This window comes from Sulfitobacter sp. AS59, from assembly GCF_038899995.1.
Classification (GTDB): Bacteria; Pseudomonadota; Alphaproteobacteria; order Rhodobacterales; family Rhodobacteraceae; genus Sulfitobacter.
This window is the reverse complement of sequence record NZ_JBBMQK010000006.1, coordinates 21,076-43,478: the sequence shown is the minus strand read 5'-3', so window position 1 is coordinate 43,478 and position 22,403 is coordinate 21,076. Positions and strand designations below refer to the sequence as shown.

The following is a 22,403-nucleotide window of genomic DNA, read 5'->3' as shown; positions in this document are numbered from 1 at the left end:
ACCCTCAGGGAAATAGCGGGGCCATCATCAGCCCCTCGGTCTCTTCAATACCTAACATCAGATTGGCATTTTGCAACGCCTGCCCGCTTGATCCCTTGGTAAGGTTATCCAGCGCGGCAATCACGATTGTGCGCCCTTCGATCCGGTCGGCAACAACGCCGATATGGCAAAAGTTCGACCCGCGAATATGCCGCGTGCTTGGTGCCTCGCCCATGGGCAGCACCTCTATAAACGGCTCGTCTGCATAGGCGGCGGCAAGGGTATCATGAATCACCTGCGCGTCGCCTTTGACATAGACGGTTGCCAGAATACCGCGATTGGCGGGGATCAAATGCGGGGTAAACTGCACTTTGACCGGACGGCCTGCGATGGCTGAAAACTCCTGATCGAATTCACCCAAGTGCCGATGCGTCCCACCAACGGCATAGGCATGATACCCTTCGGACAGCTCCGCATGCAGCAGGTTTTCCTTGAGCGCACGCCCCGCACCAGACACGGCGCACTTCAGATCAAGGATAATATCATCCAGATCAATCACGCCTTTTTCAACCAACGGCCGCAGCGCGAATTGGCCAGTGGCGGCATTACAGCCCGTACCAGCAACCAGCCGCGCGTTCTTGATCTCGTCACGGTAGAATTCGGTCAGCCCGTAAACTGCTTCTTTCTGCTGCTCAAGGGCGGCATGGGGATTGCCGTACCATTTGGTGTATTCCTCGGGGTCGCGCAACCGGAAATCGGCGGACAGATCCACGATCTTCAGGTCTTTTGGCAGGGCGGCGATGACCTCTTGGCTGGTTTTATGCGGCAATGCACAAAAGCACAGATCGATGTCTGAAAAATCAATCTCGTCGATGGTAATCAGCGCTGGCAGGTCCAGATGGCGCAGATGCGGGAACACCTCGGCCATCGATTGCCCAGCTTTAGAGTTTGCACCCAAAGCCTTGATTTGCATGGATGAATGATTGGCGATCAGCCGGATCAGTTCGGCACCTGTGTACCCAGAGGCACCAAGAATTGCGATATTATACATATGTCGGGTTCCGTTTGGAAAAGAAGTAAAAGTGTTATGCGGCCTGAAACGTCAACGGTCGTCGCAAGAATTGCGTTGCCCGGCTGCTGACTTTTTTGGGGTCACCCGTGGTCAGGAACGCGGCCGTGCCAGTCCCCATCATATTGGGATGCCGTTTCAGATAATCGCCCAGACTGCGCGCCACCAGATTGGCCTGACTGAACACTTTGACGTCGGGGCCAAGCGCATCGCGAAAGGTTTCTTCCATCAGCGGATAATGCGTACAGCCCAGAATGGCCGCCTGCGGATGTGGCATCTTGCGCTGCAAGGCATCCACATGGCTGCGCACCAAGGCCTCGGCCAAGATGAAATCGCCGTCCTCAATCGCATCTACGACGCCGCCACAGGCTTGCGCCTCGACATCGACACCGATCGCCCGAAACGCCAGTTCACGTTGGAACGCCCGGCTGGCCACAGTCGCAGGCGTTGCAAACAGCGCGACATGCTTCAAATTCACCTCGCGCGGGGGGGAATTATCGCCCCATTCGCGTTCTGTCATCGCCTCGATCAGGGGAACAAAGACACCCAAAACGCGTTTATCCGACGGCACCCAAGATTCCTGCATCCGCCGCAACGCGGCAGCCGATGCGGTGTTGCACGCCAAAATCACCAGATCACAGCCCGCATCAAACAACCGCTGGGTCGCGGCAACCGTCAGATTATAGATGTCATCCGCCGTGCGCACGCCATAAGGCGCATGGGCGCTGTCGGCCAGATACACGAAATCCACATCGGGCAACTGCGCCTGCACAGCGTCCCAAACGGTCAGCCCGCCAAGGCCCGAATCGAAAATACCAACTGCCATGTTCTCTTGCCGTCACCTGTCGGCACGATGCCGATCTTCAAACTCAAATCCCAGATCAAAAATTTTGCCCGGGTCCGGAGACAAGTCATACGTGGCTTTGCGCAGGAAATCCATCATCGCTTTTGCGTCTTTTGACAAAGGGTTCAGCACGTTTCTGCCAATCGGGTCGCCAATCACAACGCGCACGGGGCTATCGACGCGTTTGCGGAACTCCTTGATCAGCAGACCCATGCGCAAACTACTGTGCAAATGGCTGGCAATCTGGAACATGCGGCTGGTTTGACCGTCGAAATAGATAGGTACAACAACGGCTTGCGACTTGGCAATCATCCGCGCTGTAAAGCTACGCCAGCTTGGGTCCATCGGTTTCGAAAACGGCCGCGCGCCGGTGCTGACCGTCCCACCGGGAAAGATGCCCACGGCCCCGCCCTGCCCCAGATACTCAAGCGCCGTCTTGCGGGTGTGCAGGTTTAGCGCAAGCGCCTCTTTGGTTGTGTCAAAGCTGATGGGCAGCAGATGCTGGTTCAAATCCGGCGCGCGGTTAAAAACCGAATGCGCCATGATTTTGAAATCGGGCCGCGTGCGGGACATGATATGCCCCAGCATCAACCCATCAAGAATGCCATAGGGATGATTAGCCAGAAAAATCACCGGACCTGTCGCCGGAACACTGTCCAAACCACCGCCCACCACATCCAAGCTCAGCCCATAGCGCCGCGCCATCACATCGAAAAAGCAACCGCCCGCCGCCATGTCCTGCTCATAGCCCGACGCGCGTTTGATCAACCCCAATCTGCCGGTGGAATTTTCCATCAAGCGGATAAAGGCTCGGCCCGGTTTGCTGCGGGCCGAATAGGCATAACTGATCTCGCGGGCGGAAAGCGGCTTGAGCTGACCCATTTCAGGCTCCTTTTTGGACAACGGCCCTGCCGTACACCACCTTCATGACAGCCAGATGACAGCCCGTTATTCAGCGGCTTTAGACGTCGTCGTGCCCCCTGCGTGGATCACGGCCAGCAGCTCCTCGCGACGTTTGGCGGCTTTGGCCTCGTTCGCCTGTTTCACCGGGCCAAAGCCGCGGATTTGCAGGGGCAGTTCGGCCAGTGCGACGATTGCATCGCGGGTTTGGTCGGTCAGTTTCGGCAGCACGTCCTTCATATCGGCCTCATACTGCTTGATCAGCGCCCGCTCCATCCGGCGCTCTTCTGTCCGGCCAAAGGGATCAAATGGCGTGCCACGCAGAAATTTGAGCCGTTTCAGCACGGCCAGCGGCATTTCCAGCCATTCGCCAAAGGCACGTTTCATCGGGCGTCCATCCGCGCCGGTCTTGGACAGCATCGGCGGCGCAAGGTTAAAGGTGATTTTGGGATCGCCATCAAACTCGGCATTCACCTTGTCGCGTGTTGTTTTCAACAGCCGCGCAACCTCGTATTCATCCTTATAAGACAACAGCTTGTGATAGCCCAAGGCCATTGCTTCTTTCAGAGCTTTATCCGTGACCGGTGCCAACATCTTGGCATAGCGTTTGGCCAATCCTTTGCCTTGATAGGCCTTCAGGTGATCCATCCGAAAGGCAATGCGGTCGTCCAGCGTTTTGGGCAATTGCACCACATTTGGCGTTATGACCTGCGCGGCTTCGGAAGGGTGTAAAACCGCCCAGCGGCCCAACTCAAACGCCCTAAGGTTCCGCTCAACAGCGGCCCCGTTCAGCCGGATGGCCTCTTGCAGCGCCTCGAGCGACAGCGGGACCAGCCCCTTTTGCCACGCGGCACCAAAGATCATCATGTTGGAGTATATCGAATCCCCCAGCGTCGCCTTGGCCAGATCGGATGCGTCAAACAGCGCCACATCGTCCTTTAAGCGTGCTTCAAGGGCGAGGGTCAGGCGGTCATAGGGCATCTGGAATTCGGTATCGCGGGTAAAATCGCCCGTGATGATCTGATGCGAATTCACCACCGCGCCTGTGCGCCCAGCGCGGGTCAGACCCAGCGTTTTGGTCCCCGCAGACACAACCAGATCGCCACCAATCAGCGCGTCGGCCTCGCCTGTGGCCACGCGGATCGCGCTGATGTCTTCGGGCCGGTTGGCCAGACGGCAATGGATATGCACAGCGCCACCCTTTTGGGCAAGGCCAGCCATTTCCATCATGCCGGCACCTTTGCCGTCGATCTGTGCGGCCTGTGCCAGCACGGCACCAATGGTCACAACACCCGTACCGCCGACACCCGTAATCACAACGTTGAACGTGCCATCTATCGCTGGCAGCGTGGGCATTGGCAGATCGGGAATTTTAACCTCGGTCGTCGGGTCCTTGCGGATTTTAGCGCCCTCAAGCGTTACGAAAGACGGGCAAAACCCTTTGACGCAGGAAAAATCCTTGTTGCAAGACGATTGATCAATCGCGCGCTTGCGCCCCAGTTCAGTCTCCGCCGGAACAATCGACACGCAGTTGGATTGCACACCGCAATCGCCACAGCCCTCGCAGACGTCCGTATTGATGAACACGCGCTTGTCGGGGTCAGGAAACAGCCCCCGCTTGCGACGGCGACGTTTTTCCGCAGCGCAGGTCTGGATATAGACGATGGCGCTGACGCCTTTATGCTTGGTAAAGTTCTCTTGCACCGTTTGCAGCTCGGCACGCTCGAACATTGGCACGCCCTTAAAGGCTGCCGTGTCCACGTCTTCTTTCTCGTCATAGACCACGGCGATGTTCTGTACGCCCATTGCTTGCAATTCCGCGACAATGCGCGGTGCGTCCAGATCGCCTTCGTTATGCTGGCCGCCGGTCATGGCAACCGCATCATTGTACAGGATTTTATAGGTAATGTTGGTTTTCGCCGCGACAGCAGCGCGGATCGCCTGAATGCCGGAATGGTTATAGGTGCCGTCGCCAAGGTTCTGGAACACATGTTCACGGGTCGAGAAACGCGATTCACCGATCCAATTCGCGCCTTCGCCCCCCATATGAGTGAAGCCTGTGGTTTCACGATCCATCCACTGGACCATATAATGACAACCGATCCCCGCATAGGCGCGGCTGCCATCCGGTAATTTGGTGGACGAGTTATGCGGACAGCCCGAGCAGAAATACGGCACACGCGCGGCGATATCTTCGGCGTTATCAGCACGGCGCGCTGTGTCCAGCGCCTCCATCCCGGCTTTGATGCCATCGGTGTTGCGGCCTTCTTCGATAAAGATGCCGCCCAGCTTTTCAGCGATCCAGATCGGGTCAAGCGCGCCGCGGGTCGGGAACAGCTCTTCGCCATGCTCCATCCCGGCACCGCCCCCCTTGTGCCACCCATAGACACGACGATGGGTGTCGGAAAACAACGCCTCTTTGATCTGTACCTCGATCAGCTTGCGCTTTTCCTCGACCACGATCACCAGATCAAGGCCCTCGGCCCAGGCGTGGAACCCCTTCATATCCAACGGGAAGGTCTGGCCGATCTTGTAAAGGGTGATCCCCAGACGTTCGGCTTCGTTTTCGTCGATGTTAAGCAAGCTCATGGCGTGGATCACGTCCAGCCAGTTTTTGCCAGCTGCCGCGATGCCAATCTTGGCACCCGCCTTGCCCCACATGCGTTTGTCCATCTTGTTGGCATGGCTGAAAGCCTCGGCAGCATAGCGTTTGTGGTCGATCATCCGCGCTTCTTGCAGATGCGGTGTATCAACCAAACGGATGTTCAGCCCACCTTCTGGCATGTCGAATTGCGGCGTGACCAATTTCATTCGGTTCGGATCGCCATTCACGACCGACGTTGCCTCGACCGTGTCTTTCATCGTCTTGAGGCCGACCCAAAGGCCGCTGAAACGGCTGAGTGCCCAGCCATAGATGCCGTAATCCAGTATCTCTTGCACGCCTGCCGGGCTGACCACGGGCATATAGGCATCGACCATCGCCCATTCGGATTGGTGCAGCACGGTCGAGGACTCACCAGTGTGATCGTCGCCCATGGCCATCAGCACGCCGCCATGCTTGGACGACCCGGCCATATTGGCGTGGCGCATGACGTCGCCGGAGCGGTCCACCCCCGGCCCCTTGCCATACCACAGGCCAAAGACACCGTCGTATTTGCCCTCACCGCGCAATTCGGCCTGCTGGGTGCCCCAAAGGGCGGTCGCCGCCAAATCTTCGTTCAAGCCGGCTTCGAACAAGACGTCGTATTCGGCCAATGGCTTTGCTGCGCGCTCCATCTGCAAATCGACGGCACCCAGCGGCGAGCCGCGATAGCCTGTCACATATCCGGCAGTGTTCAAACCAGCGGCCCGGTCACGCGCCTTTTGCATCATCATCATACGCACCAACGCTTGCGTACCGTTCAGCAAAACGGGGGACTTTTCCAAGTCGAACCGATCATTCAAAGAAATCTTTTGAGTACCCATAGCGCGTCCTCCCGTACGAGCGATTGATCCATTTACATCAATCTAGGTCATAAAAGCTGACCTGTCTAGCGTCGTCTTCCGATACCCCTCAGGCGAAACGATGAAATAATTGACATAAACAATGGGATATTCATCTTTCCTGCGCTAGTTTGCACTGCACCATTGCTAAGGGTTGTTTTTAAAGAGCACTTGGCGCAAAAACGGTGCTCTTTGATAAAGATCATCCTTAAAAAAGGAAGTCCTCATGGATTGGGACAAGCTCAGGATTTTTCACGCTGTCGCAGATGCCGGCAGCCTGACCCATGCCGGTGATAAGTTGAACCTGTCGCAATCCGCCGTCAGTCGGCAAATTCGCGGGCTTGAGGAACAGTTAAACACCAATCTGTTCCACCGTCACGCCCGTGGCCTGATTCTGACCGAACAGGGCGAACTGTTATTTGATGCCACCGTCGCGATGAGCAAACGGTTGGACACCGCCGCCGCCCGCATTCGCGACAGCGAAGAAGAAGTGTTCGGCGAATTGCGCGTCACTACGACCACAGGCTTCGGCACCCTATGGCTCGCCCCGCGCCTGCCCAAACTATACGAGAAATACCCAGACCTCAAAGTGGACCTGATGCTGGAAGAGCGCGTGCTGGACTTGCCCATGCGCGAAGCCGATGTCGCAATCCGCATGAAGGAACCCTCTCAGGCTGATCTGGTCCGCAAAAAGCTGATGATGATCAAGATGCGCCTTTTTGCCTCGCCCGAATATCTGGCCGAACACGGCACACCCCAACGGCTTGAGGATATGTCGGAGCACCGCCTGATCTGCCAGAACACCGAAAGCGATCAGGTGAATGCCGGTTTGACCCTTGTTCAACGGCTTATGATGCATGACGTTCGGTCGATGCTGACGGTCAACAACTACTTTGGGGTGCTTCAGGGCGTCATTCACCATTTGGGCATCGGCGTTCTGCCCAATTACCTGACCGAAGACTTCCCAGACCTTGTGCAGGTTCTTCCCGATACCGAGTCGGCAGATGTTCCGGTATTTCTGGCCTACCCCGAAGAATTACGCGCCTCAAAGCGTGTCGCGGCGTTCAAGGACTTTGTCCAAGACGAGATCATCACCCACCGCAAACACCTGCGGGACCGCCGCGCCGAATAGCTATGCGTTTTTCGCATAGCGGGCATGCCGCATTTTTCAAAATTCTGTCTTGATCCGTGCAGATGTGCCACCTAATTGGGCAGTATGAAGACCGACGCCTTTGGGCTGTCACTTCATACCTCCCTGTTGGACTTGGCCGAGCTTTATGCTCGGCCTTTTTTTTTGGCTATGGCCCAACGGCCCTTTGGCCTTTTCCCCGCGCCAGCCTTACTCTAAGAGTACCGCCATATCTGCTAGGGGGATATCCGCACTATGACCGAACCAGCCATCACGCCAGAACTTATCGCAAGCCACGGGATCAACGACGAAGAATACAAGCGCCTGCTTGATATCATCGGACGCGAACCAAGTTTTACCGAGCTTGGGATTTTCTCGGCGATGTGGAACGAGCATTGCTCGTATAAATCCTCCAAGAAATGGCTGCGCACGCTGCCGACCGAGGGCCCACAGGTTATTTGCGGGCCGGGCGAAAATGCCGGGATCGTTGATATCGGCGACGGTCAGGCGCTGGTTTTCAAAATGGAAAGCCACAACCACCCCTCCTACATCGAACCCTATCAGGGTGCAGCAACCGGCGTTGGCGGCATTCTGCGCGATGTCTTTACCATGGGCGCACGTCCCATTGCCGCGATGAACTCCCTCAGCTTCGGCTCTCCCGAGCATCACAAAACACGCCAGCTGGTGCATGGTGTGGTCGCGGGTGTTGGCGGCTACGGCAACTGCTTTGGCGTTCCAACTGTCGGCGGCGAGGTCCGCTTTGACACGGCCTATGACGGCAACTGCCTTGTGAATGCCTTTGCAGCCGGTCTGGCCGACACAGATAAAATTTTCTATTCCGCAGCCTCCGGCGTCGGCATGCCCGTCGTTTATCTTGGTGCGAAAACCGGCCGCGACGGCGTTGGCGGCGCGACCATGGCGTCGGCAGAATTTGACGACACAATCGAAGACAAGCGCCCCACAGTGCAGGTCGGCGACCCCTTTACCGAAAAGCGCCTGATGGAAGCGACGCTTGAACTGATGGCCACGGGTGCCGTGATCTCGATCCAGGATATGGGTGCTGCTGGCCTGACCTGTTCCGCTGTGGAAATGGGCGACAAGGGCAACCTTGGTGTGCGTCTGGACCTTGAAAAGGTACCGACCCGCGAATTGAACATGACCGCCTATGAGATGATGCTGTCCGAATCCCAGGAACGCATGCTGATGGTTCTGCGCCCCGAGCTTGAAGCCGAAGCCAAAGCCGTGTTCGACAAATGGGACCTCGATTTCGCCATCGTCGGTGAAACAATCGCCGAGGACCGCTTCTTGATCGTGCATAATGGCGAGGTCAAAGCCGACCTGCCGCTGAAGGCACTTTCTGGCACCGCCCCTGAATATGACCGCCCTTGGGTCGAAACCCCTGCAGCCGAACCGCTGTCGGATGTGCCGGGCATTGACCCGATTGACGGGCTTAGCGCCTTGCTGGCCAGCCCGAACTACGCCTCCAAAGCGTGGGTTTACGAACAATATGACACCATGGTCATGGGCGACAGCGCCCGCACCCCCGGTCTGGGATCAGGTATCGTTCGTGTCCACGGCACCGACAAAGCCATCGCTTTCACGTCGGACGTGACGCCACGCTATGTCAAAGCAAACCCATTCGAGGGTGGCAAACAGGCCGTCGCCGAAGCTTATCGTAACCTGTGCGCCGTCGGGGCCCTGCCCTTGGCGACAACCGACAACATGAACTTTGGCAACCCAGAAAAGCCCGAGATCATGGGCCAGTTCGTCTGCGCCATCAAAGGCATCAGCGAGGCCGTATCGGCGCTGGACATGCCCATCGTGTCGGGCAACGTGTCGCTTTACAACGAGACAGACGGCAAAGGCATCCTGCCCACGCCCACAATCGGCGCTGTGGGCCTGCTGAACCATATTGACGACATCATCGGCAAAGACGTGCGCGATGGCCATGTGGCGCTGGTTCTGGGCGCGACAGAGGGTCATCTGGGCCAATCCGCCCTGCTGCTAGAGGTGTTCAACCGCCGCGACGGCGACGCACCCAAGGTCGATCTGGCCGCCGAAAAAGCCCACGGTGAATTTATCCGCAACAACCGCGAGATGATCAAAGCCTGTACCGATCTGTCCGACGGGGGTCTTGCCCTCGCCGCGTTCGAACTGGCCGAAGAGGCTGGTATCGGTGTTTCGCTTGATTCCGCTGACACGCAAACCTTGTTTGGCGAAGATCAGGCGCGCTATCTGATCGCCTGCAACTTTGACCAAGCCGAAGCGCTAATGATTGCCGCGTCTCAGGCCGGATTGCATCTGGAAAGCGTCGGTAAATTCGGCGGCGATCAAGTGAGCCTTGGCGGTGTCACTGCCCCGCTGGCCGAGCTGAGCGCAACCTATCGCGGTACATTTGCCGAAACCTTCGCCTAATCCATCATTCCCATAAGCCGTGTTTTCTCGCCCATGTCATCCGGGCGGGAAATCACGTTGGCCAGCTCCTCAAGCGACGCAATGGAATGGCCCGCCCGAAAACTGTCCACATGGGGCAGCATTGCGCGGATGCCCGCGGCCTTGGGCGCGAAACCGTCCCAACGTAGCAGAGGGTTCAACCAGATCAGCCGCCGCGCCGTCAAGTGTAGCCGCTGCATCTGACGCGCCAGATCATCAGGATTATCGCGATCCAACCCGTCGGTGATCAACAACACCACGGCACCCTGCCCCATCACGCGCCGCGACCAGTCGCGATTGAACGCCTCGATACAGGACCCGATGCGCGTGCCGCCTTCCCAATCCTGCGCCTGCGCGCCCGCAGCCTTGAGCGCGGCATCCACATCGCGGGTGGCCAGATGGCGGGTGATATTCGTCAGCTGCGTGCCAAAGGTAAAGGCATGCACCTTTGCCCAGCCCGCCCCTTTGGCGTTGCTGACCGCGTGCAGGAAATGCAGCACAACGCGGGAATATTGGCTCATCGATCCTGAAATGTCGCAGAGCACAACCAGATTGGGGTAGCGCGGACGCGGTTGTTTAAACGCCAGCTTGTCCATCTCGCCCCCGCGCCGCAGCGCGGCCCGCATGGTTTTTTGCACGTCGATGCGGCCATTCGGTGCCGTCATACTGCGCCGTGATGGCATGGGTTTCACGGGCAAGGTCAGCCGCGCCAGCATCCGCTTGGCCTCTGCCATCTCGGCAAGGCTCATCTGTTCGAAATCCAGCGTGCGCAGACGTTCCTGGGTGGACATGGTCAGGCTGGCATCGACCTCGACCAGCGTTTCCTCGGGCTCTTTCTCCTCGCCTTCGCTCTGCGGGGCCTGCGCGCCATCCAGCAACGCCTCCGCCGCACGTTTTTCGGCGGCTTGGGCGGGGCGGTCTTCCTGCACGCCACGAATGGCCGGCAGCATCGCGGCCATCATATGTTCAAGGTAGCGCGGATCGCGCCAATAGAGCCGGAACAATTGCGCAAACACCCGGCGGTGTTCCGGTCGGTTCACGAAACAGGCATGAAGCGTCCAGTAAAAATCGACCTTATCGGTAAAACCTGCCGCCTCGACCGCGCGAATGGCGTCAATGACCCGGCCCGGCCCAATGGGCAGGCCCGCACGGCGCAAGGCACGGGCGAAATGGGTGATATTGCCCGCAAGTTTGGGGTTATCGGGGAGTTCAAGTTCGGGAAGTTCGACCATAATTGTTACGTCATGGGGGCTGTCTGCCCCCAAACCCCCGAGGATTTATCTCCATTTGGAATAGGACAAGAGATCATTTTGCGGGGTCGAGTGACGCTTGGGCTTGGTCGAGGATACGCTTGGCCTCTGAGCCGTGGAGTTTGGCGATGTCATCTTGGTATTTCAGGATCGCGCCGAGGGTGTCGGCGATGACTTCGGGGCTGAGGTTGATCACATCCAGTGCCAGCAGGCATTTCGCCCAGTCGATGGTTTCCGCCACGCCGGGTTTCTTGAACAGGTCCTCGGTCCGCAATTGCTGAACAAAGGCCACGACCTCGCGGCTAAGGGATGTGGAGGCTTCGGGCGCGCGGGCCGCAAGGATTTCCATCTCACGGTCGAAATCGGGGTAGTCGACCCAGTGATACAGGCACCGGCGTTTGAGCGCGTCATGGACCTCGCGGGTGCGGTTCGAGGTCAGGATCACGACGGGCGGTTCCGGTGCTGTGATCGTGCCCAGCTCCGGGATCGTCACCTGAAAGTCGCTGAGCGCCTCGAGCAAAAACGCCTCAAACGGGGCGTCGGTGCGGTCGACTTCGTCAATGAGCAAGATTGGCGCGCCGCGGTCATCGGGGCGCATAGCCTCGAGCAGAGGACGTTCGATCAGGAAATCATCGCTGAAAAGCTCGGTCGTTAACGCCTTGCGCGAGGCATCGCCTGCGGCTTCAGCCGTGCGGATTGCCACCATCTGCGCGGGGAAATTCCATTCATACACGGCTGAAGATGCATCGAGCCCCTCGTAGCATTGCAGCCGGATCAATTTACGGTTCAGCCCCGTGGCCAGAGCCTTGGCAATCTCGGTCTTACCGACGCCTGCCTCCCCTTCAAGGAACAGCGGGCGGCCAAGGGTCAGGCTTAGGAACACCACCGTGCCCAGCGCGCGCCCGCACACATATCCCTGCCCCTCAAGCATGGTTTGTACGGCGTCGATCGACGATAAATCTGTCATGGCGTCCCCCTTGGACCACCAAAGGTGCATTCTGTCGCCTTCTGGTCAAGAGCCAAGGCCGTTTTGGTCCCTGACCTCTGGTCTGTTCACCATGGTTTCTATGCGCGTTCAGATGGTGAAATGGGCCCAGTTTTGCCCCAAATGCCCATGCATTTACCGCATTTATGCCGTATTGAACCGCTAATTTTGGTTAACAACGCAAAACACGCGCTTAAATCGAATGAGGACGCACCAATGATCGACGCACCCTTCACGATCGACGCCCCCCTGACGGGCCTACAAAAAGATGACTGGTTGCTCGCCGTGTCCGAAGTGGCCGATGAGGACGGCTTTTTTGAAAACCTGGGCGATAAGCATTACGCGATCTTTGTGGAACGCAAACCCACCTTGCTGGTCACATTCGAGACTGTGAACGGCATGCGTGCGCTGTCGGAGATGTCGCACCCGTTGGGATGGGAAATGGTACGCAGCTATGGCTGGTCGCATCTGTGCATCGCCAGCGAAGGCGACACCTGGTTTCGCGATCCGGCGGTCTATGACTTTTTCGACAAGCTGATTGACGACGGGTTTTTTGATAAATTCGAACGGGTTATTTTTTATGGTGCTGGCCCCGGTGGCTATGCCGCGGCGGCCTATTCGGTGGCGTCCCCCGGTGCGCAGGTCGTGATGATCCAGCCCCAAGCGACGTTGGACCCGCGGGTCGCTGAATGGGACGACCGCTTTGTCGAGATGCGGCGCACCGATTTTACGTCACGCTTTGGCTATGCGCCCGATATGCTGGATGCCGCCGAACACGCCTTTGTACTATATGACCCCAAAGTGTCGCTGGATGCGATGCATGCCGCTCTGTTCACCCGCGCCAATGTGACCAAGCTGCGCATGCCAAACATGGGTCTCGCCCTGCAAAGCGAGCTGCTGCATATGGATCAACTTGAAGCGTTGCTAAAGCTTGCGGCCGACGGCCAGTTGAGCACGTTCAGCTTCGCCAAACTTTACCGCGCGCGGCGCGATTACCGTAAATATTTAAAGTCGCTGTTGGCAGTGCTCGAGGCAGAGGGTCGTACCACATTGATCCTGCGTCTTTGCCGTTATGTGAATGCGCGGATGCAAGCGCCACGTTTTTCCCGCAAGCAAAGGGCGATTGAGGCCGAGTTGAAGCAGCAGGCCGCCGCGCAGGATGCAACGGATGTTGAAGATACTGCAGTTGCGCCCAAGCAAGATGCGGATACGCCAGAGTCGTCGAACGAAAGCGCCGCAGAGTCAAAAGCAATGTAAGCGCAACCCCGGTTTTGGTCAGGTAAATTACATGCCCCTCTGGTGCGGATCAGACCCCTGTGGTAGCTGATCGCCCATGACACAAACACTGACGCTTCGACGCCCCGATGATTGGCACCTGCACCTGCGTGACGGTGATATGCTGCGCGCGGTGCTGCCGCATACTGCTGCCCATTTTGCCCGCGCCATCATCATGCCGAACCTCGTGCCGCCAGTCGTGCGCGGGGCGGATGCCGCTGCCTACCGCGACCGGATTATGGCCGCCCTGCCCGAAGGTGCCGATTTCACGCCGCTGATGACGCTCTACCTGACCGAGGATACCGATCCAGACGATGTCGCAGCGGCCCATGCCAGCGGTTTGATCACTGCCGTAAAGCTGTACCCCGCCGGAGCAACGACAAATTCAGCCAGCGGCGTCACGGATTTCGACAAGGTCGCCCCGGTGCTGGAGCGTATGGCAGAAATCGGTCTGCCCCTGTGCACCCATGGCGAAGTGACGGACCCTGCCGTCGATATCTTTGACCGCGAGGCCGTGTTTATCCAGCGCGTGATGGATCCCATCCGTAAGCGCCATCAGGGGCTGAAAGTGGTGATGGAACATATCACCACAGCGGACGCCGCTGATTATGTACGCTCGGCCAGCGAAAATCTGGGGGCGACGATCACCACTCATCATCTGGTCATCAACCGCAATCATATCCTCGCAGGGGGGATCAAGCCGCATTACTACTGCCTGCCTGTTGCCAAACGCGAAACCCACCGGCTGGCACTGCGCAAAGCGGCGACATCGGGCGATGCACGGTTCTTCCTCGGGACGGACTCGGCCCCACACACGGATGCCAACAAACTGCTGCCCTGCGGCTGTGCGGGGTGCTTTACCGCGCCAAACACCATATCGATCCTTGCGGAAGTGTTTGAGCAAGACGGCGCGCTGGACAAGCTTGAGGGGTTTGCGTCGCTGAATGGCCCCGCGTTCTATGGTCTGCCCGCAAACACCCAAACCATGACATTGACCCGCACCCCCGCCACATACCCCGACCACATAGACACGCCCGAAGGGCCTGTGACTGTGTTTGATCCGATGATGCCGCTAAATTGGAGCGTCGCGTTAGATTGACCTGCCATTGGCATAGACTTTATGCCTTCGGCGAGGATATTTGAAAGCCAGAGAAGCCATAGCCCACCCCAGAAGGAAGAGACCCAGATGATCCCGACCAGCTATCCCGATTCGACCGAAATGGCGCGTTTGACGGCGCGGATGCTGCTTGAGATTAAGGCCGTGCATTTTAACGCAGCCGAGCCGTTTACGCTGGCCTCAGGTCTGCCAAGCCCGACTTATATCGATTGCCGCAAGCTGATCAGCTATCCGCGCATTCGCGCGACCTTGATGGATTTTCTGACTGTCACTGTGATGCGCGAAGCCGGATTTGAGGCGTTTGATAATATTGCAGGCGGCGAAACGGCCGGCATCCCCTTTGCCGCGATGGTGGCGGAACGGATGGCGCTGCCCATGACCTATGTGCGCAAAAAGCCCAAAGGCTATGGCCGCAACGCCCGCATCGAAGGGGAAATGACCGAAGGCCAGCGCGTGCTACTGGTCGAAGACCTGACCACAGATGGCGGATCAAAGATCAGTTTTGTGGACGCGATTCGTGAAACCGGCGCGACCTGCGCGCATACGGCCGTGATCTTTTATTACGGCATCTTTCCGCAAACCGAAAAGACCTTGGGCGACCATGGCGTTAGCCTGCACAGCCTGTGCACATGGTGGGATGTTCTGGCCGAGGCCAAAGCCCAAAAAGCATTCGATGCTGAAACCTTGAACGAGGTTGAAGCGTTCCTGAATGCGCCAAAGGAATGGCAGGACGCGCGGAAAGATTCATAAATTTTCTACTCTATCTGGTAGATGATATATATTTTTCCGCAAAATCCTGTAGTATTCGGCCAGCGCAGGGTTATCCACAAGTTATACAATTTGCAGCAACCCTGCCCGTTCGGTTAAGTCCGAGGCTCGGGGCAGCAATCAGTGGGGTACAAGGTAAGTGAACGAGATTTCCAGCATCAACACCAACGATCTGACAGTCCAAGCCCCTGAAACCATGCCTCATTCGATCGAGGCGGAACAGCAGCTGCTGGGCGCGATCCTGACCAATAACGACATCTACGACCGCGTGGCGTCGATCATTGGCCCCAAGCATTTCTATGACCCCGTTCACGCCCGCATTTTCGAAATTGCCAGCGCGCGGATTGCGAAAAACAACCTTGCCTCCCCCGTGACGCTCAAGGCGTTTATGGAGGACGACGAGGGGCTGAAAGAATTGGGCGGCCCCGCCTATCTGGTGCGTCTTGCCGGTGCTGCGATCAGCGCCTTTGCGGTGCGTGACTATGCGCAGATGATCTATGATCTGGCGGTGCGCCGCGATTTGATCCAGCTGGGCCGTGATATTTCCGCCAAGGCCGCGCAGGTCGATGTCATGTCAGAACCGCGCGAGCAGATCGTCGAAGCGGAACAACAGCTTTATAAACTGGCAGAGCAAGGCCAGACCGAAAGCGGCTTTCAAAGCTTTCTTAAGGCGGTAACGGACGCGGTTAACGTCGCCAACGCCGCCTATCAGCGCGACGGGGGGCTGTCGGGCGTCTCTACGGGCCTGATTGATATGGATAAAAAGCTGGGCGGCTTGCACCGCTCTGACCTTTTGATCCTCGCCGGGCGTCCCTCGATGGGCAAAACGTCGCTTGCCACCAACATCGCCTTTAACGTCGCCAAGGCCTATCGCCGCGGCACCTTGCATGATGGCACAGAGGGCGCTGTAGATGGCGGCGTTGTGGGCTTTTATAGCCTTGAGATGAGCGCCGAGCAGCTTGCCGCGCGGATCCTGTCGGAAGCGTCGGAGATCCCCTCGCAGCAAATCCGATCCGGTGACATGACCGAAGCCGAATTCCGACGTTTCGTGGATGCGGCCAAGGCGCTTGAGGCCTGCCCGCTGTATATCGATGATACGCCTGCCCTGCCGATCAGCCAATTGGCCGCACGTGCGCGGCGGCTCAAGCGGACGCACGGGTTGGATGTGTTGATCATCGACTATCTTCAACTGGTGCGCGGCACCGGCAAAAACGAGAATCGCGTAAACGAGATTTCCGAGATTACGATGGGTCTCAAGGCGATTGCCAAGGAATTGGACATTCCCGTGATCGCCCTGTCCCAGCTTTCACGTCAGGTGGAAAACCGCGAAGATAAACGCCCACAGCTGTCGGATTTGCGCGAATCTGGATCGATCGAACAAGACGCCGATGTCGTGATGTTCGTGTTCCGCGAAGAATACTACAAAGAGCGTGAAAAACCCGGTGATCACGAGCTGGACAAGATGGCGATCTGGCAAGAAGAGATGGAGCGCCTGCATGGCCGCGCCGAGGTTGTGATCGGTAAGCAGCGGCACGGGCCGATCGGCACGGTCGATCTCAGCTTTGAGGGGCGCTTTACCCGCTTTGGCAACTTGGTGAAGCCATGGCAAAACAATGATGGCGGCGATCAGGAATTCTGATCGTCAGCTTACTTGCTCACCCAGTTTGATCTCTGGATCACACGGTCGCCGCGCGGGCAATTTCTGCGTCGGTTAGGTTGTATTTCGCCGCAAACCGGCCCCGTGCCGCAACAAGGCGCGGATCGTCGGGGCGCAGGCCCAAGGTTCGGATAAACTCAATACGTTGTTGATGTTTCAAAGCATCGCGGTCAATCGCGGTGCCCATTGCGCGGTCGATCACTTCGCCGCCGGGGCTGACGTGGAACCATTTGCTGAAGTCACGGAAATGATGCTGGTTATGCAGCGTGGTCACATAGCGCTCAATCCGCGTTTTGGGCAGGTTCAAGTGTGCTGTCATGTGAAACCATTCATAGGTCAGAAACGTCAGCACTCCGCCCACGGGCACAACGGCAACCGCGATCCAAAGCGCCTGCGCGACACCAAGCAGCGCCAACACCGCCCATAAAGCCAAGCTGTTCACCACCAACATCGGCAAGGCGACCCAGATCGGGACGAAAAACAGCCGCGTGTTTGTGGGGAAATCATGGTGGCCGTAATGCGCGACATAAAGCAGGTCAAACGCCCACTGCCGTTTCGGCGGCGGCAGGTGAAACACATAGCGGTGCAGATTGTATTCGTTCAGCATCTGCGCGGCGATGCCCAAGGGGACCAGCGCCCAAACCCAAACGGGGGCGTAAATCGCCAGCACGATCACGCTAACACCGCACGCCACCGCCAATAGGGCGACGGCAGCGTGCGAAAACATGATGCGCAGTCGCATCATCGGCTTTTCCTTTTCAGGTTTACTCAGGTGCTTTGACCTCAAAGCGTAAACCTTTGGCAGTGTCCTTGTCGAACCCTTTCCAATAGCTGTGGTCTTCCTTTGGGGTGCCGTCTTCGTTCATCGACCAGACGCCATCGTTGGAATTTTCAACCAGATCAAGATATTCGCCAGCTGTCGCGTCGCCCTTGAGATGGTTATCCATCCACGCGGTCACGAAATGCTGGGCGATGTTGTTCATGCGCGCCTGATCCCAAACCGGATCGGTGTAGTGGCCCGACACGTTATAACCCAGTGCTTCGTCATGGCGGTAGGATTCCGCAGGTGCAGGGATCGGTGCCGCCGCATTGTGACCCGCGTTTTCAAAGGTCAGCAGGCTGCGGTTTGTGTTGCTGGCGTTCTCCCAAATCGCGCGGACACCTTTTTCGTACAGCGATGTCATGTCTTGCGAGCCGGCCATGAACAACATCGGAATTTTGATGCCAGACAATCCTTCGGCATTCCAGAACCCGGTGTTCATGCCCCAAGGGCCAATCGCCACGGCCGTTTTGATGCGTGGATCGGGCAATGCATTATGCGTCTCAGACCCGGCCTGATGGATCGCCAAGGTGCCATGTGGACCGCCCCAGCTATAGGCGACTGACGCTTCGGTCACGCCCCCGCCCGAGGTGATGATGGCCCCATAGCCGCCCATCGAATAGCCCACGATGCCCGCGGTATCAGCGTTAACCAAACCGTTCAGGAATGATCCGTCTTCGGCGGACAGCCGCGCCATTTCATCAAGCACGAACAACTGGTCCAAGGACCGGTTGACCAATGTCGATCCGAACGCCGCCTTGGTCCGATATGTCGAATCCGTATGATCAATCGCCGCCACAACATAGCCTTTGGAGGCGATGTTTTCCGCCAAATGCGACATCAAAAAGCGGTTGCCCGGATAGCCGTGCGATACAATCACCAAAGGATAGGCCGCACCCGCCGCTGGGTCTGCATCGCGCATCGCCTGACCGTTCAGCGTAACCTCGGTTGTGCCATCGCGCAGGTATGCTTTGAATGCTGTGTCACCGGTGGCCCCATCGGCTGCGGGGTACCAAACTTCGACGGCCAGCGGACGGTCGTAGGTTGGCAGGGTCTCAGGCTTGTCTGCCGATGGATCAATGGCCAGAATGTTAATCTGATCGGCATGAACCAGATCGATCTGGCGCACGCCAACCGCCATATCGCCATACGCGGCCAGTTCCGGCGCATTTGGCAATTGCGTATCAACGCGGTTTTCTGCCCAAGCCATCGGCGCAGCAACACTTGCAACAACCGTCAAAGCTGGAATGAATTTAGATCCTTCGATCAACATCGGTAACTTCTCCCATTTTTTAAAATCGGGCACTTTCCCGCGCCCTGACTATTGTCAGGAACAAGCTACCCGGTTCGGTGCATCTTGCAAGACAAACTCGGAAGTGCCGCTGCGGCACGTTTCCGTCAGATTGCCCGCCTCTGCTAGAACTCGGTTGAGGGTTGGTGCCTGCTGTTTCTTTGGCCCGCTTATCATCCCAAGCATTGCAGTTTTATGTCTTGGCGCGGTGAAACCGCCGGCACCCTGTGCCCGTTCACGCAAAGGCAATGTAACATAATCTGGGCTATTTCACGCAGCACACACGCGCAGGTGCTTGACGCGGGCGCGCATCCGGTCGAAACAAAAACCATGACAACAGCTAAACTTACCATCGATCTCAAGGCGCTTGCCGCCAATTGGCACGCGCTCAACCGCCTAAGCGGATGCGAAACCGGCGCTGTCGTCAAGGCCAACGCTTATGGCTTGGGCATTGACCGCGTGGCCCCCGTGCTGGCTGCCGAAGGGGCGCGCGAATTCTTTGTCGCCGTCGCCGAGGAAGGCGTCGCCCTGCGCGACGTGCTGGGCCCCGGCCCCCGCATCAACATATTTTCCGGCCATATGCCCGGTGACGCCGATATGATTGGTCAGGCCAACCTGACCCCGATGATCAATTCCGTCGATCAGATGATCGGCCACGTGGAAACCCTGCCCGGCCACCCCTTTGGCATTCAGCTCAACACAGGGATGAACCGTCTGGGCATGGACCCCGCCGAATGGAGCGCGCTGCGCGATATCGCCTTGTCGCAAAACCCGACGATGGTCATGTCCCATCTGGCCTGTGCCGATGAACCCGACCATCCCATGAACGCCGCCCAGCTCGAAATCTTTCGCGAGATGACAGCAGGCGTCGAGGTGCCGTTGTCCCTCAGCGCGACAGGCGGCATCCTGCTGGGCGACGACTATCATTTCGATCTGACCCGTCCCGGCATCGGATTATATGGCGGCCTGCCCTTCATTGACGCCCTGCCAGTGGTCACCCTCGACCTGCCTGTCATTCAGGTCCGCGACGTGGATGAGGGGGCCACGGTTGGCTATGCCTGCGGATGGACCGCAGCGCGCCCGTCGCAGATTGCCACCGTTTCGGGCGGCTATGCCGACGGTCTGATCCGCGCCATGGGCAACGGTGCAACCCTCACCCACGAAGGGCGCAAACTGGCCGTGGTGGGCCGTGTGTCGATGGATCTGATCACCGCCGATGTCACAGAGCTACAAGACACCCCCTCTCACTTGCAGTTGATCGGGCAGCATCAATCCGTTGATACAATTGCCAGTTTTGCAGGTACCATCGGGTATGAAATTCTGACCTCGCTCGGCGCGCGCTATGACCGTGTGTATCTAACGTGAATTATCTTGCGGCACTGGGGCGCGTGGTGCTTGGCATCCTCGCCGCTTTGGGCCGGGTCACGATCTTCGCGTTCTCATCCATCCTCCATATCTTTCGCCCGCCGTTTTATGCGGGGCAGTTCCTGACGTCGCTGGTGCAAATCGGCTGGCTGTCGCTGCCTGTGGTCGGGCTGACGGCATTGTTCACCGGCGGCGCATTGGTGATGCAAATCTATGCAGGGGGTGCCCGCTTTAACGCCCAAGCCGTCGTGCCGCAGATCGTCGCCATCGGCATGGTCCGTGAACTTGGCCCCGTGCTGGTCGGCCTGATGGTCGCCGCCCGCGTCACCGCCGCCATTGCTGCCGAAATCGCCACGATGAAGGTCACCGAACAGCTCGACGCCTTGATCACCCTTTCAACCGATCCGATGCGCTATCTGACAGTGCCCCGCGTGCTGGCCGCGCTGCTGGTTGTGCCACTTCTGGTGGCCGTGGGCGATGTGATCGGCATTCTGGGCGGCTATATCGTCGCAACAGGCTCGCTTGGCTTTAACCCGACGGCCTACCTGCGCAACACTGTCGATTTCCTCGAACCCCTCGATATCGCGTCGTCGCTAATCAAAGGGGCCGCTTTCGGGATGATCGCCGCCACCATGGGATGCTATTTCGGGATGCACGCAGATCGCGGCGCGCGCGGTGTGGGCCGCGCCACCAAATCCGCCGTCGAGGCCGCCGCCGTGCTGATCCTCGCGGCAAACTTTGTCCTTACAGCACTGATCTTTGCCTTATGATCACCCTGACCAACATACATAAAACCTTCGACGACAAACCCATCCTGCGCGGCGTGAACCTGACCCTGCCGCAAGGAAAATCCACGGTTGTGATCGGTGCCTCCGGCAGCGGAAAATCCGTGCTGATGCGCTCCATCCTCGGCCTCGTCACCCCAGACAGCGGCACCATCACCCACCATGACGCCCCACTCGATCACAAGGCCTTCCTCAACGGTTTTGGCATGTTGTTCCAAGGGGCCGCCCTGTTTGACAGCCTACCCATATGGCAAAACGTGGCCTTCCGCCTGCTGCGCCAAATGCCAAAACCTCGCGCCCGCGCCATCGCCCTGCAAAAGCTTGCCCGCGTGGGGCTGGATGCCGATGTCGCCGACCGCCTGCCCGCCACACTTTCCGGCGGCATGCAAAAACGCGCCGGCCTTGCCCGCGCCATTGCCACGGACCCGTCGGTGATTTTCTTTGACGAACCCACAACCGGCCTAGACCCGATCATGGCCCGCACCATCAACACCCTCATCCGCGACATCGTCTCTGAAACAAACGCGACCACCCTCACCATCACCCATGACATGACCACGGTGCACAGCATCGCCGATCAGGTCGCCCTGCTGGACAAGGGCAAAATCCGCTGGCACGGCACACCCGCCCAAATGGCCGCGGCCCAAGACGACCAACTCAAGGCGTTCCTCTTCTCTGGCTCTTAAATATCCTCGCCGAAGGCCCCGATCTGCGCCCCGCAGATCGCAAAATCAAATGGCGCGCACGCGCCTCCTGCCTTAGAAAACCCCCATGCTGCGCGTCCTGAACCTCTCTTTACTCATCCTCTACCCCATCGCTTGGGCCGCACCGCTGATGCGGGCGGGGGTGCTTCCGCTGTTTGGGTTGACCGAAATATCGGTTCTCAGCGGGGTACGGGCGCTCTGGGCATCTGACATCTTTCTGGCATTGGTCGTCACATTCTTTGCCTTCATCGCCCCCTACCTTAAAACGCTTGGACTGGCCTTGGTGCAATTCAACATGCTCGGCCCGCGCGCCCTGCCCGCGCTGGCATTCATCGGTAAGCTCGCCATGGCAGACGTGTTTCTGATCGCGCTTTATATCACGCTGGCCAAGGGCATCGGCTTTGGCCGGGTCGAGGTGGCTTGGGGCCTTTATCTCTTCACCGCCTGCATTCTGACGTCTCTCTGGATCAGTTGGAAAACCCAGCAAAACCGGCCCGCGCAAGAAGCCGCCACCTAACCTGTGTTTTTGCTTTGACCTCGCCCGCGCTG

The 22,403-nt window shown here is 58.2% G+C and carries 18 protein-coding genes; 10 read left to right on the top strand and 8 right to left on the bottom strand.

Annotated features, from left to right (window positions below; all coding sequences use genetic code 11):
• Positions 1-4: 4 nt before the first annotated feature.
• From argC to WNY39_RS13705, 4 genes are all read right to left on the bottom strand, one after another.
• Positions 5-1,030 (bottom strand): N-acetyl-gamma-glutamyl-phosphate reductase, encoded by a 1,026-nt coding sequence (gene argC, locus WNY39_RS13720; RefSeq protein ID WP_342846303.1) that lies wholly within the window; start codon positions 1,028-1,030, stop codon positions 5-7.
• A 34-nt stretch (positions 1,031-1,064) separates the two neighbouring features.
• Positions 1,065-1,874: an aspartate/glutamate racemase family protein gene (locus WNY39_RS13715; RefSeq protein WP_342846302.1), complete on the bottom strand. Its 810-nt coding sequence runs from the start codon at positions 1,872-1,874 to the stop codon at positions 1,065-1,067.
• A 12-nt stretch (positions 1,875-1,886) separates the two neighbouring features.
• Positions 1,887-2,774, bottom strand: coding sequence for a lysophospholipid acyltransferase family protein (locus tag WNY39_RS13710; RefSeq protein ID WP_342846300.1), 888 nt, complete (start codon positions 2,772-2,774; stop codon positions 1,887-1,889).
• A gap of 66 nt (positions 2,775-2,840) precedes the next feature.
• On the bottom strand, positions 2,841-6,257 hold the full coding sequence (locus tag WNY39_RS13705; protein WP_342846298.1) for an indolepyruvate ferredoxin oxidoreductase family protein: 3,417 nt from the start codon (positions 6,255-6,257) through the stop codon (positions 2,841-2,843).
• A gap of 244 nt (positions 6,258-6,501) precedes the next feature.
• Between WNY39_RS13705 and WNY39_RS13700 the strand changes: the two genes are divergently transcribed.
• Positions 6,502-7,407, top strand: a complete 906-nt coding sequence (locus WNY39_RS13700) for a LysR family transcriptional regulator (RefSeq protein WP_341234423.1) — start codon at positions 6,502-6,504, stop codon at positions 7,405-7,407.
• A gap of 252 nt (positions 7,408-7,659) precedes the next feature.
• Positions 7,660-9,819, top strand: coding sequence for a phosphoribosylformylglycinamidine synthase subunit PurL (gene purL / locus WNY39_RS13695; RefSeq protein ID WP_342846295.1), 2,160 nt, complete (start codon positions 7,660-7,662; stop codon positions 9,817-9,819).
• Here purL and WNY39_RS13690 read toward each other — a convergent pair.
• Positions 9,816-11,069, bottom strand: coding sequence for a VWA domain-containing protein (locus WNY39_RS13690; protein ID WP_342846293.1), 1,254 nt, complete (start codon positions 11,067-11,069; stop codon positions 9,816-9,818). The genes purL and WNY39_RS13690 overlap by 4 nt on opposite strands.
• Before the next feature lie 73 nt (positions 11,070-11,142).
• Positions 11,143-12,054 (bottom strand): MoxR family ATPase, encoded by a 912-nt coding sequence (locus tag WNY39_RS13685; RefSeq protein WP_342846291.1) that lies wholly within the window; start codon positions 12,052-12,054, stop codon positions 11,143-11,145.
• A gap of 234 nt (positions 12,055-12,288) precedes the next feature.
• Here WNY39_RS13685 and WNY39_RS13680 point away from each other — a divergent pair, with 234 nt between their 5' ends.
• The 4 genes from WNY39_RS13680 to WNY39_RS13665 all read left to right on the top strand — a co-directional run bounded on the left by WNY39_RS13680 (position 12,289) and on the right by WNY39_RS13665 (position 16,871).
• Positions 12,289-13,329, top strand: a complete 1,041-nt coding sequence (locus tag WNY39_RS13680; RefSeq protein WP_342846289.1) for a phosphoadenosine phosphosulfate reductase — start codon at positions 12,289-12,291, stop codon at positions 13,327-13,329.
• Between the two features lie 76 nt (positions 13,330-13,405).
• Positions 13,406-14,446 carry a dihydroorotase gene (gene pyrC, locus WNY39_RS13675; RefSeq protein ID WP_342846288.1) on the top strand — a complete coding sequence of 347 codons (1,041 nt, stop codon included), beginning with the start codon at positions 13,406-13,408 and terminating at the stop codon, positions 14,444-14,446.
• 87 nt (positions 14,447-14,533) lie between these two features.
• Entirely contained in the window at positions 14,534-15,214 is a 681-nt protein-coding gene (locus WNY39_RS13670; protein WP_342846286.1) for an orotate phosphoribosyltransferase, read from the top strand.
• A gap of 157 nt (positions 15,215-15,371) precedes the next feature.
• Positions 15,372-16,871, top strand: coding sequence for a replicative DNA helicase (locus tag WNY39_RS13665; RefSeq protein WP_342846284.1), 1,500 nt, complete (start codon positions 15,372-15,374; stop codon positions 16,869-16,871).
• A gap of 37 nt (positions 16,872-16,908) precedes the next feature.
• Here the strand turns inward: WNY39_RS13665 and WNY39_RS13660 are convergent, their stop codons facing one another.
• Together WNY39_RS13660 and WNY39_RS13655 are read right to left on the bottom strand one after the other, a co-directional pair.
• The gene (locus WNY39_RS13660; protein WP_342846282.1) at positions 16,909-17,634 is read right to left on the bottom strand and encodes a sterol desaturase family protein; all 726 of its coding nucleotides are present in this window, start codon (positions 17,632-17,634) and stop codon (positions 16,909-16,911) included.
• A 19-nt stretch (positions 17,635-17,653) separates the two neighbouring features.
• On the bottom strand, positions 17,654-18,919 hold the full coding sequence (locus tag WNY39_RS13655; protein ID WP_342846648.1) for a dienelactone hydrolase: 1,266 nt from the start codon (positions 18,917-18,919) through the stop codon (positions 17,654-17,656).
• A 411-nt stretch (positions 18,920-19,330) separates the two neighbouring features.
• On the opposite strand from WNY39_RS13655, the gene alr reads away from it, so the two are divergent.
• The 4 genes from alr to WNY39_RS13635 all read left to right on the top strand — a co-directional run bounded on the left by alr (position 19,331) and on the right by WNY39_RS13635 (position 22,371).
• A complete protein-coding gene (alr, locus tag WNY39_RS13650) occupies positions 19,331-20,365 on the top strand; it encodes an alanine racemase (RefSeq protein WP_342846280.1) in 1,035 nt (344 codons plus the stop codon).
• Entirely contained in the window at positions 20,362-21,135 is a 774-nt protein-coding gene (locus tag WNY39_RS13645) for an ABC transporter permease (protein ID WP_342846279.1), read from the top strand. Before alr ends, WNY39_RS13645 begins: the two co-directional genes overlap by 4 nt.
• Positions 21,132-21,836: an ATP-binding cassette domain-containing protein gene (locus tag WNY39_RS13640; protein WP_342846278.1), complete on the top strand. Its 705-nt coding sequence runs from the start codon at positions 21,132-21,134 to the stop codon at positions 21,834-21,836. The genes WNY39_RS13645 and WNY39_RS13640 overlap by 4 nt, the downstream gene beginning before the upstream one ends.
• Positions 21,837-21,921: 85 nt before the next feature.
• Positions 21,922-22,371, top strand: coding sequence for a paraquat-inducible protein A (locus WNY39_RS13635; RefSeq protein WP_342846277.1), 450 nt, complete (start codon positions 21,922-21,924; stop codon positions 22,369-22,371).
• Positions 22,372-22,403 lie beyond the last annotated feature (32 nt).